Source organism: Chitinophaga sp. 05T412, assembly GCF_056396465.1.
This window is the reverse complement of the sequence record NZ_JBFTLN010000007.1, coordinates 105,127-120,872: the sequence shown is the minus strand read 5'-3', so window position 1 is coordinate 120,872 and position 15,746 is coordinate 105,127. Positions and strand designations below refer to the sequence as shown.

Annotated in this window: 10 protein-coding genes; 6 read left to right on the top strand and 4 right to left on the bottom strand. The window is 43.6% G+C overall.

Features of this window, described 5'->3' with window-relative positions:
* The first annotated feature begins 85 nt into the window (after window positions 1-85).
* The 4 genes from AC1DFM_RS16945 (at window position 86) to AC1DFM_RS16930 (ending at window position 7,095) form a co-directional block, all read left to right on the top strand.
* A complete protein-coding gene (locus AC1DFM_RS16945) occupies window positions 86-670 on the top strand; it encodes an RNA polymerase sigma-70 factor (RefSeq protein WP_477077921.1) in 585 nt (194 codons plus the stop codon).
* A gap of 74 nt (window positions 671-744) precedes the next feature.
* Window positions 745-1,866 (top strand): FecR family protein, encoded by a 1,122-nt coding sequence (locus AC1DFM_RS16940; protein WP_477077920.1) that lies wholly within the window; start codon window positions 745-747, stop codon window positions 1,864-1,866.
* Window positions 1,867-2,176: 310 nt separating this feature from the next.
* Entirely contained in the window at window positions 2,177-5,509 is a 3,333-nt protein-coding gene (locus tag AC1DFM_RS16935) for a TonB-dependent receptor (RefSeq protein WP_477077919.1), read from the top strand.
* A 77-nt stretch (window positions 5,510-5,586) separates the two neighbouring features.
* A complete protein-coding gene (locus tag AC1DFM_RS16930) occupies window positions 5,587-7,095 on the top strand; it encodes a RagB/SusD family nutrient uptake outer membrane protein (RefSeq protein ID WP_477077918.1) in 1,509 nt (502 codons plus the stop codon).
* A 172-nt stretch (window positions 7,096-7,267) separates the two neighbouring features.
* Here the strand turns inward: AC1DFM_RS16930 and AC1DFM_RS16925 are convergent, their stop codons facing one another.
* The gene (locus AC1DFM_RS16925) at window positions 7,268-8,302 is read right to left on the bottom strand and encodes a glycosyltransferase family 2 protein (RefSeq protein ID WP_477077917.1); all 1,035 of its coding nucleotides are present in this window, start codon (window positions 8,300-8,302) and stop codon (window positions 7,268-7,270) included.
* Window positions 8,303-8,825: 523 nt separating this feature from the next.
* On the opposite strand from AC1DFM_RS16925, the gene AC1DFM_RS16920 reads away from it, so the two are divergent.
* Both AC1DFM_RS16920 and AC1DFM_RS16915 read left to right on the top strand, forming a co-directional pair.
* Window positions 8,826-10,001 (top strand): glycosyltransferase, encoded by a 1,176-nt coding sequence (locus AC1DFM_RS16920; protein ID WP_477077916.1) that lies wholly within the window; start codon window positions 8,826-8,828, stop codon window positions 9,999-10,001.
* Window positions 10,002-10,011: 10 nt separating this feature from the next.
* Window positions 10,012-11,142, top strand: a complete 1,131-nt coding sequence (locus AC1DFM_RS16915; RefSeq protein ID WP_477077915.1) for a glycosyltransferase family 4 protein — start codon at window positions 10,012-10,014, stop codon at window positions 11,140-11,142.
* Here AC1DFM_RS16915 and AC1DFM_RS16910 read toward each other — a convergent pair.
* From AC1DFM_RS16910 to AC1DFM_RS16900, 3 genes are all read right to left on the bottom strand, one after another.
* The gene (locus AC1DFM_RS16910; RefSeq protein WP_477077914.1) at window positions 11,081-12,139 is read right to left on the bottom strand and encodes a glycosyltransferase family 2 protein; all 1,059 of its coding nucleotides are present in this window, start codon (window positions 12,137-12,139) and stop codon (window positions 11,081-11,083) included. The genes AC1DFM_RS16915 and AC1DFM_RS16910 overlap by 62 nt on opposite strands.
* A gap of 8 nt (window positions 12,140-12,147) precedes the next feature.
* A complete protein-coding gene (locus AC1DFM_RS16905) occupies window positions 12,148-13,248 on the bottom strand; it encodes a glycosyltransferase family 2 protein (RefSeq protein ID WP_477077913.1) in 1,101 nt (366 codons plus the stop codon).
* A gap of 257 nt (window positions 13,249-13,505) precedes the next feature.
* The gene (locus tag AC1DFM_RS16900; protein WP_477077912.1) at window positions 13,506-15,719 is read right to left on the bottom strand and encodes a rhamnosyltransferase WsaF family glycosyltransferase; all 2,214 of its coding nucleotides are present in this window, start codon (window positions 15,717-15,719) and stop codon (window positions 13,506-13,508) included.
* Window positions 15,720-15,746: the final 27 nt, after the last annotated feature.

Below are 15,746 nucleotides of genomic sequence, written 5' to 3'. Positions count from 1 at the left end.
AGCTCCATTTGGGAAAAGAGAGCTGATGATGCCACCCCATCTTAAAGGCCAAAATTTGAACTGTCATTTTTAAACCCGTTCCAATATGCCTGATTATACTACCTATTCGGATATTGAATTAGTGAACTTACTGAAAACCGGGAAGCACGGGGCATATACTGAAATCTATGAGCGGTACATATTCGCGCTGTTAAATCATGCCAATAGTAAATTGCTTAACCGGGAGGAGGCCAAGGACGTTGTGCACGAGGTTTTTGCCGTGTTGTGGTCTAAACGGGAGAGCTTAGAAATAACCCACCTTGCTGGTTATCTCTATGCATCGGTTAAAAATATCATATTGAATCAGATCGCCCACAAGGAAGTGCAGGATAGATATATACTTTCTATGGTGCATTTTGCAGAACAGGGGAATACCAATACAGATTACCTGATCAGGGAGCATCAGCTGTATGAATTAATAGAAAAAGAGATTGCGGCCCTTCCGCATAAAATGCGAAACGTTTTTGAGCTGAACAGAAAAAAGCATTTAAGTCACAGGGAAATCTCCATGGAATTGAATATTTCCGAACAAACGGTTAGTAAACACATTACCAATGCCTTGAGAATACTGAGGACCAAACTTGGTCTTTATACCTACCTATTCTGGTGTCTCCACCGTTGGATAAAATAATTTTATTTTTTTTTACCTGTTCCATCCTACTTAATTGTCTTGTTATTAGTCAAGGGATTAAACTCCTTAAAAACGTGCGGAAAAAAGATATCATTGAAATCATTCGTAAGTACAAAAACGGCACTGCCACAGCGGAAGAGCGGGCTTTTCTGGAGTCCTGGTACTGGCAATATCAGGAACCGCAGGAGTTCAAATACGACGCGAAAGACCAGCTGGAGGATGCCGGGGAGATTTGGGCACGTTTGCAAAAGCAGGTTCCGGAACCCAGGCGGTTTGTATGGTGGTATGCAGCTGCGGCAGCCGCATTGGTACTGTTTTTTGGGGTAGGATATCTATTCCGGCAGGATATGCACCAGGGACTGGCCAATAATAAAACTGTGCAACAGGACGTGCTGCCTGGTGGAAACAAAGCAGTACTCACATTGGCGGACGGCATTAAAATATCCCTCGCCGATGCCAAAAAGGGAACGATTGCAAAACAAGCCGGCGTAAAGCTGGAGAAAACGGATGATGGTCAAATTATTTACACCGTCACCGGTGATGGCGCATCATTAACATCAACGGCATCCAATACGATAGAAACCCCCATCGGCGGGCAATTTCAAATACACTTGCCAGACGGCTCCAAAGTATGGCTGAATGCCGCATCTTCTTTGAAATACCCGGTTTGTTTTGATGGCGCCAGGGAAAGAAAAGTAGCGTTAAGCGGTGAGGCTTATTTTGAAGTCGCAAAGGATAAAGCAAAGCCTTTTATCGTCAGCACTGACAATCAGACGGTAAAGGTATTGGGCACCCATTTCAATATAAACGCATACACCGACGAGGCTTCGGTGAAGACCACCTTACTGGAAGGAAGTGTACAAGTATGTTCAGGTGAGGTGACGGAGCAGATCAGGCCCGATCAACAGGCCGTGCTTACCAATAAGCATCTCCATATTATTGCTATAGATGGACAAGATGCCATCGCTTGGAAGAGAGGAAATTTCGAATTTGACAATGCGGATATTAAAACCGTCATGCGCCAGTTGTCCCGATGGTACGATATTCAGGTGGTCTATCAAGGAGAAATACCCAGGATACATTATTCAGGAATGTTGTCCCGAAACAATAATATTTCAGTGATTCTCAATATGCTCAAAAAAACAGGGAAAATTAATTTTAAAATTGACAGCCGAACCGTCACCATATTTAAATAAGGAATTATCGATAGAAAAAAGTAGAACAAGAAATAAAAATCAGTTAATCTAAACCAAATATCTAAATAGAATAGCCGCAGCAATGGGATCAACACCAGGGCGGTTTCGGTTCCCGTTCACGGAACCGTCAGGAAATTTATTAGCTAAAATCTAACAATCAAACCAAAAACTAACCTAAACCGAAGGTATGAAACTATTTATGCAATCTCAGCGAGTTGCGGGTAGAGAGTTATGCGATAACCCCAGCCAAATTGCCAACCTGCCAACATCGTCCGGCTCCAAAAAGTATAGGAGAAAACTATTACGAACAATGAAAATAGCAGTTTTTTTAATTTTTGTCATTTGCATACAGGTAAATGCGAAGGCTTATTCCCAGCTGATCACTTTAAAGAAAAAGAATGTCGCTTTAAAAAGCGTACTTAAAGAAGTGCTGGCGCAAACAGATTATACACTACTGTACAGTGATGAGGTGATTGGTTTATCAGTTCCCGTTTCTGTGAACTTCGATCATATTCCTTTAAAAGCCGCACTCGACCAGCTTTTTGCCGGACAGCCCCTTACCTATAGTATTGAGGCAAAAACAGTATTGATCAGTGAAAAAGAAAAGGTCCCGACCAGCAAGGCGAACACCTATGTTGCTTCGATCAACGCAGTAGAGGGCATCAATGTCACCGGTGTTATATTAGATGAAAACGATGTTCCACTAGCCGGTGCATCGGTATCGGTGAAGGGGACGAAGGTGGCTGTTATCACAAATGGATTGGGGTTTTTTAGTTTGCAAAACGTGCCTGAAGATGCTACCCTGGTCATTTCTTTTATTGGCTACATCACCAAAGAGGTGAAAGCCCGTCATGAACTGGGAAATATAGGATTGACTTTAAACCCATCGAAACTGGGAGAAGTGGTGGTAGTGGGTTATGGTACGCAGGAAAGAAGAGATCTGACCGGAGCGGTAGGGAAACTAAATGGCGCTACCATTGCAGATCAACCTGTGGAGAGCTTTGATAAAGCGCTGGCAGGCAGGGTAACAGGCGTGCTGGTTACGCAGAGTAGCGGCATATTAGGTGCCGCACCTACTATACGTATCAGAGGTACTAATTCACTGACATCAGGGAATGATCCATTGTACGTATTAGATGGGGTTCCGATCATCACCAGCGATAATAGTGTTGTTGTTGCCACCAACCCACTGGGAGATATCAATCCTTCAGACATCGAAAGTATTGAAGTATTAAAAGATGGTTCTGCATCCGCCATTTATGGCTCCAGAGCCTCATCGGGCGTTATTCTGATCACCACCAAAAAAGGAGCGAAAGGAAGAACTGCGGTGAATTACGATTCATGGTTTGGTGTTGCTCAAATCGGCAAGCGATACAAAATGCTGAACGCTGCACAATTTATACAAATCAATAACGAGAAATTTACCAATGCAGGTTTAGATCCACAGGCTTTTCCAACTTTAGGACCTGATGGGAAACCATATGATACGGACTGGCAAAATGTTATTTTCAGAACAGGATATTCACAAAATCACAGTTTATCCGTCAGTGGAAGTACCAATAAATCCAACTACTTTTTTTCCGCCGGATTTAGTGATCTGCAGGGTGTGACTGTTGATAATTCTCAGAGAAGATATACCGTAAGGGCCAAAGTAGAACAGAAAGCGCTGGATATATTTACTTTTGGTTTTAATACTGCCATCAGTTATATACAAAATAATGGTTTAAATACAGATCCTGGTGCTGTTAGCGGGAATGTAGCGGCGGGATTGGCACTATTTCCCAATGTGCCGGTGTATAATCCCGATGGTTCCTATAATATAAGCGGGCAGGCTTTGGGCAGGGGCGCCAATAAAATTGACATCGCCAATGGTTTGCCCAATATTAAAGCGGTGTTGGATAATAATGTATTCCGGAACCAAAATACTACGATCAATGGAAATGCTTTTATCAGTGCAACAATCATTGATGGCCTGACAGTAAGATCGCAACTCGGTGTAAATGCGCTATATGGTGAAGATTATAACTATTGGAGTCCTCTTACGGGGGATGGACTAAGCACCAATGGCTATGTTTACCAACAGTACACGCCATCTTTTAATTATGTATGGACCAATAACCTGAGCTATAATAAAACATTTAACCGTCACAATATAGGTGTGGTGGCCGGAACAGAGTTTCAGAAAACCAGATTAAGGAATATTAATGCATCCGGAACCGGTTTGTCAAATGTATATTTTGGTCCTAAGAATTTAATTTCCGGAACAGTAGCCAATCAGTTTGTCGGCGGCGATTATACTGAAAATGCCATTGGTTCCTATTTTGGAAGGATCAATTATAGTTTTGCTGATCGCTACCTGCTTACGCTGACTTACAGATCCGACCGGCTTTCCAGTCTCGGACCAAACAGTAAACCCGCCAATTTACCAGGTGTTTCTGTAGGCTGGAGATTATCTGATGAAAACTTCTTTCAACAGTCGGGGATGGCTACCTTCATAGATGAGCTTAAAATACGCGCCAGTTACGCTAAAACGGGTAATGCGAATATAGGCAACTATCCATTTGCCAACATCTACGCGCCTAATACCTATGGATCACAAAATGGAGTGGCCTATTCTACTTTTGGAAACCAGGCTTTAAAGTTTGAAACAGCTAACAAATACGATGTTGGATTGGATGTATCGCTCTTAAAAAACCGTATCAACTTCATTGCTGATTATTATCAGAACAATAATAATAATCTGATATTAAGTGTTCCTATTCCTCCTGCTTTTGGGGTGCCTAATAATAAGATTGCCGAAAATGTAGGAGCATTGAATAATCATGGATTCGAGTTTGGCATCAGTTCAAAAAATATAGTAAACAACTCTTTTACCTGGAGAACAGACTTTAATTTTTCTACTAATAAAAGTAAGATTACGGATCTTTATAATGGACAGGATATTATCTATTCCTCATCCTTATACCGTGTTGGACTACCCAGAAATGAAAATTACCTGTATCAGTCTGCAGGAGTAAACCCGGCAAACGGGAATCCCATATTTGTAAAGGCAAACGGCCAGATGGTGCAGGGAAATATCCCCAATACCACTTATTATAATTATGATCCTAAAAATCCGGGAGATCTCTCTACACAAGCTACTTTAGCGTCTAACGACAGACGGCCTTCAGGTACATATACCCCCACCTACTTTGGCAGTCTGAATAATACATTCACTTATAAGAATATTGATCTGACTTTATATTTTGTCTTTTCAGGGGGCAACAAAATTCTTAACGGCGATCGTGCTGGCTTCCTGACAGATAACAGCTTTGAGAATACCAGCGTTGAAATATTGCACCGGTGGACTACCCCCGGACAGATCACGGATGTGCCAAGGTTGTATTCCGGCGGTAGTGCCTTTCATACCGCATCTACGGCCTATCTGGAAAATGGAAGTTTTATCCGCGCACAGAAGCTTCAATTAGGTTATTCCTTTGCTTCCAGTTTAATTCACCGTACTAAATTGAATAGTCTGCGCATCTATGCGGCTGTGGATAACGCTTTCCTGATTACAAAGTATAAAGGACTTGATCCTGAACTGGATGCCGGTAGCAACCCAAGACCGAGAACGATAACTTTTGGATTAAATGTTGGACTTTAATTACTGATAAGATGATATACGCTCAATCAATCATAAGAACCACCCGTCTTGCAATAGTATTTACCTGCGTCCTCACAATGGGTGCCTGTAAAAAATCTATTGATTTACAACCTCAGAACGCACTTCCTGCAACCATTGCCTTTAGTACAGCTGCCAATGTTGAATTGGCTGCTATTGGCATGTATGGCACCGCCCAGGCAGCGATCTTTAATGGCGATGAAATTATACATAATGAATTGCGTGGAGAAGATATGGTATCCAGCGGATTTAGTCCGAATATATACCTGAACAACATCATTACAACGGATGGTAACATAGGTAGTGCCTGGAGTGAGCTCTATGCAGTCGTAAATCAAACAAATACCTTTATTGACGGTGTGCATACCGCATTGGGAAAAGGGATACTTACGGCGGCAGCTGCGGCGTCTTATGAAGGAGAAGCTCGCTTCCTGAGAGCATTGGCGCACCATGAAATAGTGATTAATTTTGCCCGCCCGTTTTCGGATAATGCAGGTGCAAGTCCTGGTGTACCTTATCGCACCATTGCAGTGAATACGCCTGCCGGATTAACTGCGGCCCTGGCAGTAGATAGAGGAACTGTGAAGGATGATTATACGCAGCTGCTGGCAGATCTTGATTATGCCGAAACTAATCTGATCGATAATAAATCGTACACGATCTCCCGCGCCAGTAGGGGAGCAGCCATTGCACTTAAAACACGTATTAAACTGCACATGGGAGACTGGGCCGGTGTGATGGCGGAGGCTACGAAACTAGGAGCCAGTGGTAGTGGAGGCAATTATATCAGCCCAATAGGGGCCTATCAGCTCACCGCCAGTCCTGATGGCCCATTTGTGGACAATAGTCATAACTCAGAATCTATTTTCTCGATTGAAAATACGGCCAGCTCTAATGCGGGCGTTAATAACGCATTACCAGCACTCTTCGGTTACACAGATGGAAATGGAAGAGGGTTCTATATCACCAGCCCTAATTTTTATAATGCTGCTTTTTGGGTGTCCAGTGATTCCAGAAGAACATTATTACAGATTCAGAATACCAGTCCGGGCGCTTCCGCATTTTTCTTTAACAATAAATATCGCGACCTGGCAAATTTAACCGACTGGACACCGATCATCAGATACGCTGAAGTATTATTAAATGCTGCCGAAGCTGATGCGCGTATCGGCGCTACTACGGATGCACTCCATTTACTTAATGCCGTCCGTAACCGGGCCGTAGCTGTTCCCGATCAATATACCAGTACCTCCTTCCCAACAGCAAAGGCTTTAACACAAGCCATATTAAATGAAAGACGCATTGAATTTGCCGGAGAAGGATTAAGATGGCCTGATATACAACGCTTGTCTACAGATCCCATCTTTTCAACGGGAGGTATTCCGGCAAAAGTTTCCTATACAGACGTCAACGCAGATGGTTCCAACTACAATATCATTACCCGCCCGGTTTCTCCATCCAGGATCGCGGCAGTACCTTATACCGACCACCGGTTTATCTGGCCTTTTCCTCAAAGTGAAACGAATACTAATCCATTGATGGCGAAGGAACAAAACCCGGGTTATTGATGATCATTTTTTTACTGAAAGCTGATACGGCGTAGATGGGCCGTGGTACTATCCATTCAATGTTAATACTAAAACCGAAAGGGGGATGTCTCAAAAGGGCATCCTCTTTTTTTAGGGCGCCCCATTTGGTAGAAGCGGATTCTACAAGGTTTTTTTTCTGCACATCGGATGTCTATTTTCCGCGTCGTCTAAAAGAAAGATTAAGAAAAAGAGTTTGTTTGAATACTTTACGCAATTCCTTAAAAGTGACAAATTGCCATTCAAATAATCTACTTCCAAAATATAAAGGAAGAATTCCTTTTTCTTTTTTATGTCTCAACAATGAAAACCATTTTTTGTAGAGTATTTCATTGAATATATCGATGGAATAATTCCTGGATGTAGCATTACCCTGTTTTAAGGCCTCAAAAACCTGTAGAAATTCTTTTGAGCTTCTGGATGAAAACCGATAATTGAAGTAATCATGATGAATCCGAATTAGATTTTCATTTGTAGGAATACCCAGGTTTGTATGGATGTTTTCGATGATACGGAGTTCTGCGCTGAGAGCTTTCTCATGCTGAGCCTTTGAAATGTTATTGCTGTGAAGGCGGTAGGCGACAAGGACCTCGTTAAGATTTGCTACCGGATGATGTAAAGCGATTCTGTAAGAAAGGTCATAATCCTCCGCGGGAGAATAATCTCTATATCCACCTGCCTCCAGCATGGCTGATCTTTTGATCATTAAGGTTGAATTGGTAAAAGTATTGTGAAATACCAATTCGGGAGATATATTCTTCTCTCCGGCTATCACATTTAAGTCTCCGGTCTGTTTGCCGGATTCATCAATAGTGATGGCTTGTCCGCCACATATTGCGATTTCAGGATTTGAATCTAAGAAAGTAATTTGTGCTTTAAGACGATCAGGCATAGCTATATCATCGCAGTCCAGAATTGCGATGTATTGTCCTTTAGCTTCTTCAATCCCACGGTTACGGGTGAACGTAAGACCTTTATTGCCATCATTGTGAACTAAACGAATTCGGGGATCAGTAAATTTACCAATTATCTCAAGTGTACCGTCCGTAGAGCCGTCATTAATAATTAGTAGCTCAAAATTAGTAAAGCTCTGATCGAGGACACTTTGTATGGCCTTTTCAATATAAGCTTCACCGTTAAAGGCGGGCATAAAAACAGTCACTAAAGGGGTATTTACATTTTTATCCATGCGAATGCTATTATTCAATTGTTTTTTAGTTGAGCAGATGGTCAGGTTCCTTTTGATAGGCCTCTTTTACCTACGAAAAATAAGAGTGCTACTTTACCGGATGAGCAAAAGGTGGAGAAGATAATCATCCAGTGATATAATTAAAAACCCCTATGCTGCGGAGTTTTTAGGTGTAGAATGGCCAACCGGATATTCGGAATGTGAAATTTAATTCCTCCTTTATTATTCCAAAATGCGTATGAAGTCATATGTAGGTGTAGCATATAAAATTGATAATACAGCTATAATAATGATTGTAATATCATTATATATTGCCCAAATTTACAGTTAATCGATGAATTTTCATGAATCATATTATGTTGTATGTTTTAATGCTGATGATTTAAAATTCACACAACGAAGTTGAATCGGTAATAGGCGTTGGCATTCTCATGTCTTTGCAGATACGGTTGTTTCACCCCGTTTTAGGGAAAATGCCTTAGTTTTACAGCCTTATTTACAATTCTAAAAACGACAATAGCACTTGAAAAGGATACTCTATTTTTTTCCGTTAAATCCCATTGAGAAAAGAGGGGGAAGTCAGACCCGTGCCCTACACCTGCTGAAATACTTTAAAGCAAGGGACATGAAGGTGGACTTTATTACGAAGTCAGTGTGGGGTCAATACACGCCAGAAAGTGTGAAAGCCCTTGAAGACAGTGGTTTGGCGGAAAATATATGGGTGCTGGACCGTAAACCTGTGAAAGGCAATCCGGTAAAATATTTCTTTTCCTATAAGCTATGGCATATCCTGTATGAGCGGAAATTGAAGCTGGTACCTGGATCTTTCCCAAACCATACCACGCTGAACCTGCGTAGGCAGTTTGATGATATTCTACGCCGCCAGCAATATGACTATATCATTATCAGCTATGCTTACTGGGCTGATTTTATCCGCGATAATCCATTGGTGGGAAATGCGATGACCATCCTCGATACGCATGATCTGCTAGCTTCTCAGCACCAGCATGATGCTGGTTTTGATAGAGGGGCAGCTCTGGGCGATGAGCTGCGCAGGTTAGGACAGTTTCAACAGATATGGGCTATTTCGCCGGAAGAGACTTATTTCTTCGGACAGTTCCTGAAGGAAAAAGTAAAATATATCCCGATGATCATGACCGCGCCCGAACCTGTGAAAGAGGCGGTACATAAAGACTTTGACCTGGTGTATGTAGCATCGGACAACCCGCATAATCTCCGTTCAGCTGCCTGGTTTTTTAAAGAAGTATATCCCTTGCTGCCTGTTGATATTAAAATCTGTGTGGTGGGAGTTATTACGGCGCATATCAGCAAAGATTATCCCAATGTTACGCTGGTACCATTTGCTGATAATCTCGATGACTATTACCACCGGTCGCGGGTGGCGCTTTGCCCGATGCTGACGGGTACAGGAGTGAAGGTAAAAGTGGTGGAGGCTATGTCGCACGGCATGCCGGTGATTTGTTCAGAACGTGGCCTGGATGGCCTGCCGGATAAAACCGACAATGGCTGCCTTTCTGCCGACGACCCGCAAACTTTTGCGGCGAATATACAGCAGGTATTGTCGGATAAAGGATTGTATGAATTGTTGAGCCGCCAGGGACAGGCCTATTTTCAACGACACTTTTCCGTGGAAAGCGGATATCAGAAACTGGATAAAGCAATGGGAGTTACACGCTAAAAGCTAGTACATGGAACCGAGGAAAGTATGGTTAATATCGTTTAATGGGAAATCTTATGCTGGTGGCGTGGAGCGAGTGGTGTACTATCTGGATGAGTATTTGCATAGCCGTGGTATTGAAACAAAGTTGATCGATGAGGACTATCTTATCCATCATACCTTGTTTGGCGGGTTGTTTAACCAATTATTCCGGTACAAGCATTTTAGGAAACGTAAAATGCTTTACCTGGCACGTTATACTTCTGCTTTACTTTGGCTGACACGCAAGCGGGGCAGGGTAGTGATCTCCCAGGGAGAGTCGGTGCCTTTTTTTCCGGTAGATGTGACTTTTCTGCATGGCAGTTATCACTGTATGGAAGTCGCTTATGGGAGAACCGCGCCGGGACTGAGCCGTATGGCTGCCCTTCAACAGCGGGCCTGTAAAGTGGCAAAATTGGTAGTGGCTGTTGCTGCAGAGGTAAAAGAAGACCTGATCAACTACTACCAAACAGCGGCCCATAAGATCGTGGTATTGAACAATTGTGTGGACGCGACTAAGTTTCACCCATTCGAAAAGAAGGACACCACGAGACGCACCCTCTTATTTGTAGGCAGGATGGAAGGGCCAAAGGGGATGGATGTGTTGCTGAAGCTGGCGCCGGTCATTGAACAGTCGGCGCAGTGGCAACTGCTAATTGTCTGCAATCACTCACCTAATAGTGCTGCCTTTAAAGGGCTGGCGCATACCACAGTGAAAGAAGGCCTGCTGATCGACAACATTGGTCCCGAAGCCTATGCGCTGGCCGATATGCTCATATTACCTTCCAAATTTGAAGGGTTTGGACTGGTGGTGATTGAAGCATTGTCTGCTGGCATACCCGTAATCGGTAATCCGGTAGGAGCTATACAGGAATTGAGCAAACGGTCGTTCCCGGGAGTGTATTTATTGCGTGAAAAAGACCGGGAAACTCCCGATGCCGGTACGCTTGCTTACTTCGACCAAATATTGGATGCCTTTACAGCAGCCATAGATCCGGAAACATTGCATCAGCAGGTGGCAGCGGAATTTGGCATTGAAACATATTTTGAACAGCTGGACACTATTTTGGGGCCATTGTTTTTTCGTACCAACGGAAAAAACGGTGCGCCATCGAAGGGCTGACACGGCTGATAGCAGCGCCGATATTTAAAGCAACAATTCGTTTACGATATCCCCTGTACAGTCCTTTCCGGTCCATCGTAAGATCGCCCCGGTGTTGTTGCAGCTGTGCTATAAATATCTGCCAGTCAGCGGCCTGCGATGGCCTGTCTGACACATAGATGTCCATATAGCCACCATATTGCAGTATCCGGGTGTTATGGTACGCATAATAATAGGGACGATATTTCTCAAAGATGTTTTTTGACAGCAGAAATTGTTTCATTAATGCATCAGCACTATAAAAGCTGGTAATCTTGCGGTCATTGATTGGAGTCGAAGTAACTGACTGTCGGGTGGTATCTTTTTCCTGGATAAAATAAGCGTAAAAGGTTGCTGCCAGGCAATGAATATGGCGGGCAGCATATACTGCCTCCAGGAAAAAGGGAGAGTCTTCAAAAGTGGCCTGGCGGAAACGGAGCTGGTGCGCTTCAATGAAGGACCGCAGGTAAAATTTTCCACAGGTGGAAGTGTTGAGCTTATCTTTCCGGTGGGTAGCTTCGCTAAAAAAGCTAATGATATAATCGCTGCCGCTAAAGCTGGCGGGCTGATATATCCACGGCTCTCCCTCTACCAATGCCTCTCTTTGCTGGTAAACTTTCCGGAAACCAAAACAAACAATATCTGCAGCATGCGCCTGGGCTGCTTCCACACACTGGGCTACTGTTTCCGGAGCTATCCAGTCATCGCCATCCACAAAGAGCACATAGTCGCCCTGCGCGTGGTCCAGTCCTGTGTTCCTGGCTGGACCAGGACCGGCGTTGTCCTGTGAAATAATTTTTATCTGTGGATGTTGTTGCCAGGATTGTAATACTTCCAGTGAATTGTCGGTAGCACCGTCATTCACAAATATCAGTTCAAGCCGGGTATACGTTTGCTGTAAGAGTGATGCTATGCAGCGTGGCAGGTAAGGAGCCAGGTTGTATACAGGAACGATAATAGTGACTAATGGATGCTGCATTATATTTTTTAGTATATAATTAATAATGTAAAAACGATTATAAACAGGATCAGTTTAATGATCCGCCACCGATTGGTCCGGAAATGGTGCGGCGGTGCAAAATCGGAGTTGATCCGTTGCATAAAGGACGCGATACGTCCCTTTTGGGCAGCGGTTTTCAGGATGCTCCAGTCGCTGCATCCTTTCAACAAGGTCATATACCAGGCTACTTTGATACTATTATAACCTGCGGCCCTGGCTTTTCCGTAGTTGATCAGCAGTTCTATGAATGGAACGGCGAGCAGCAAAAGCAGCCATTTTTGCCAGGTAAGGAATAGGAGCAACAATGGTGCAGCGAGAAGAAATAACACGATTGACTCAACGGGATTGGGAAAGGCATACCAGCAGTATTTCTTAAATCTGGGGGCCAGCAACACCAGTACGCCGCCGTAGCGGGCAAAACGTCTGTAATTGGGCTGTCCGTCATTAAACCAGGGATGCAATATACGGGCGTCTTTCAGGCAAACGAAACTGGAGTTGTTCTGGATGCTCATCTGGGCGCCCAGGGCTTTGTCTTCGCCAGCACCGAATTTTGATAATTCGGCATCAAAGCGGAGCCCTTGCATTGCGGAGCGCCTATACATAATATTGGCAGTACCGCCCCAGGGAAACCTGTCTTTTTTGCGGGCAATGGTAGAAACGGTGGTGAGGCCAGCTGCGTCCAGCGCTTCCGTGAACGCATTGAATGGCGGGGGAAAATCGATCAACCCGATAAAGCCAATGGCATCGGGATGCTGTTCGATGCCCTTTACATATTGCAGCAGCAAGTCCTCGTCCGCTGTTACATCATCATCCAGACATAAGATCCATTCTCCGGTACCCTGGTCGATGCCCTTGTTGCGGGTTTCGCCGGGGCCAAGGTTTTTCTCGTTGATGATCAGGTGAATGAGGCCCTGTTCTGCCAGCTGTTTCAGGGCCTCGCCGGGCCGGCCCTGTGGATTATCTACAATGATATAGTAATTAAACTGCCAGCCTTCCGGTTTGGATAACCGGATCAGCGGCAGTAAAATACGCTCATCAGGACGAAATGTAGGTATGATGATATCGATAGAATATGGTGATGCTAACATAAGCTGCGAAGGTAATAATAAAATATTACCATGTGAGGGCAGTAGGATAAGGTTGGTCAGAGAGGCATCGCCATCGGATTAAACCAAACATTGCTGGCTATACGAATTCTCCCTTTTTTCTTGCCCTGCATGGTTTAGGAATTAAAGATCGGATCAGTAAAGCTACGGATATGAATAACGTTTTGGATCGATAAACGTATGTTACGCAATATTTGCTATATGTAATCGTACATCCTCCGAAAAATTTGTTAATAGTATTAAACAACACTCAGTCGCTTCCTTTTTTTTAAATCAGGAGCAACGGCACAATAATCATATATCAGAAAATCGCCGATTGCCTTTATGATGTTTTGCGGAAAGTCATGTTGTTCTTGCCGCCGCTCCAGTATTTTGGTTACCCAGGTCTTCAGGGCATCGGACCGCTCCTGTGGAATAAAATACAGTCTGGCATTAGACGTTCCTATGGCCGCATGGAGCGCTAGTTCTTCCACCGTGTGATCGATACCCCATTGATCAAAAGTGCCGGACAATAGTTCGATCGTATTTTGTTTCTGTGTTTTAAGATATTCCTCCCGGATGTTATTGGAAGAGATGCGGTAGAAAGTGAGGCAATCGGGAATATTAGCGGTTTTATGACTTTCGTTTATTCTTATCCATAGCTCATAGTCTTCGCAATATTTATATTCATCTGAGTATTGGTAGGAATTTAGTATGACGCGCCGCATCATGGTGGTAGGATGTGAAAATGGATTCATAAAGGGGAGCAGTGCTTTTATTTCCGGGTCTTCAGCCGGATATTCTTTCAATCCGATAGTTTTCCCATTTGAGTCTATGAGATAATGCCAGGACCCTACCAGTGAAATGTCCGGATGTGCCTCAAGATATTGTACCTGTTTCTCCAGGCGGCTGGAATGCATCTTATCGTCACTATCAATTCTTGCAATGTATTTACCCTGGGCCTGAGACAGTCCCTTGTTCAGGCTATAGACGATACCTTTATTTTGGCTATTTCTGGTATACCGGATTCGCGGATCATCATATTTTTCAATAATGGAAGCAGAATTGTCTGTGGAGCCGTCGTCAACAATGATGATTTCAAAGTTTTTCCAGGTTTGGTGCAGTATGCTGTCGAGGCATTCCCCGATATAAGCGGCGCCGTTGTATATTGGCAGGATTACACTCACCAATGGTGGCGGCATTAATATTTTAACCTTCCGGATATTCTCAGAAGCTTTGTCGTGGATCAGCTTTTCGTAAGTAGCGATAGTTTGTCCAATCATTCTCTTTACAGAAAACTGATTTTTTGCATAAACTTTTGCCTGTTGGCCATAGTTGCTGGCGATATCTTCGTTTTCAATCAGGTATAGTATTTTTCTGGACAGATCTTTTGCGTCAATACCAGCGGATGTGTCCGCGAGGTTCAGCTTTACCTTCAGTCCGCAGCCATCAGGAACCATTTCTTTGAGCCCATCTACGTTAGCTACGATAACGGGAAGCCCTGCACTCATCATTTCAATGGCAGTATAACTGCACTGCTCAATATAGGAGGGAACAATGCCTATGTCGGACATTCCATAAAATTCATACAACTGCTTCCTGGATAAATTTCCGGTTAGGGTAATTTTTGACCAACTGGTCTTGATGGCTTCCAGTAGTTTACTATGGTCGCCGGCACCAGCAAATATTAATCGCCAGCTTTTGCCAGGATAACGGCTCACGAGTTGATCAAATGTTCTCGCCAGATCAAAGGCGCCCTTTTTGTCCGTGACCGCCCCCGCAAAGAGAATAACCTTTTCGTTGGCGGGGATATTGTACCTGGCCCGCAATATGGCTTTTTTTTGCTGCATCTTTTGCAGATCAGGAATGGAGATGCCATTATAAATGACAGAAACTTTATTAGCGGGATAACGTAGTATTTTAGTCAATGATTGTTTACCTGATGCTGTAACAGCAATGATGTGATCCATTGACTCGTAAAACCATTTTTCCCTCATCAATACCGGAGATATAATACTTAACGGGGAGCCTTTGCCCTTCATCAGGGTATTTAGCCGCAGGAAGGTGGGGTATCTGTTGCTTATCATATCCCTCCAGGGAATACAATGCTTCGTCAGCAATGTTATGCAGTTTATTTTTTGTTTTAGCAGATGTCCAAAAGGGCAATGGTTGACCCAGTTGAAATGAAATATAATATTTTCCTTTCCGGCAGTTTCCTGCGCAAGGTAGTCGGCAGCCTTCTGATCAAATCTGTTCGGATCATTCCACGCTGCAATATGTCCGGGAAGATAATAGTGGGTAACTCCAGCTACCATCTTTTTTTCGATTGTTTTAGACACGGTACTATCTGTCCACACAAAATTTAAATTGATGCCCGGCTGTTTTGACAGCTGTTCCTGTAGCTGCGTAACGTAGGTGTTAAGACCATTGCGTTTGATGACGGTATAATAATCTACTATATAAATGTTCATCATAGTGTCGCTATCTGTAGTTGTGGAATA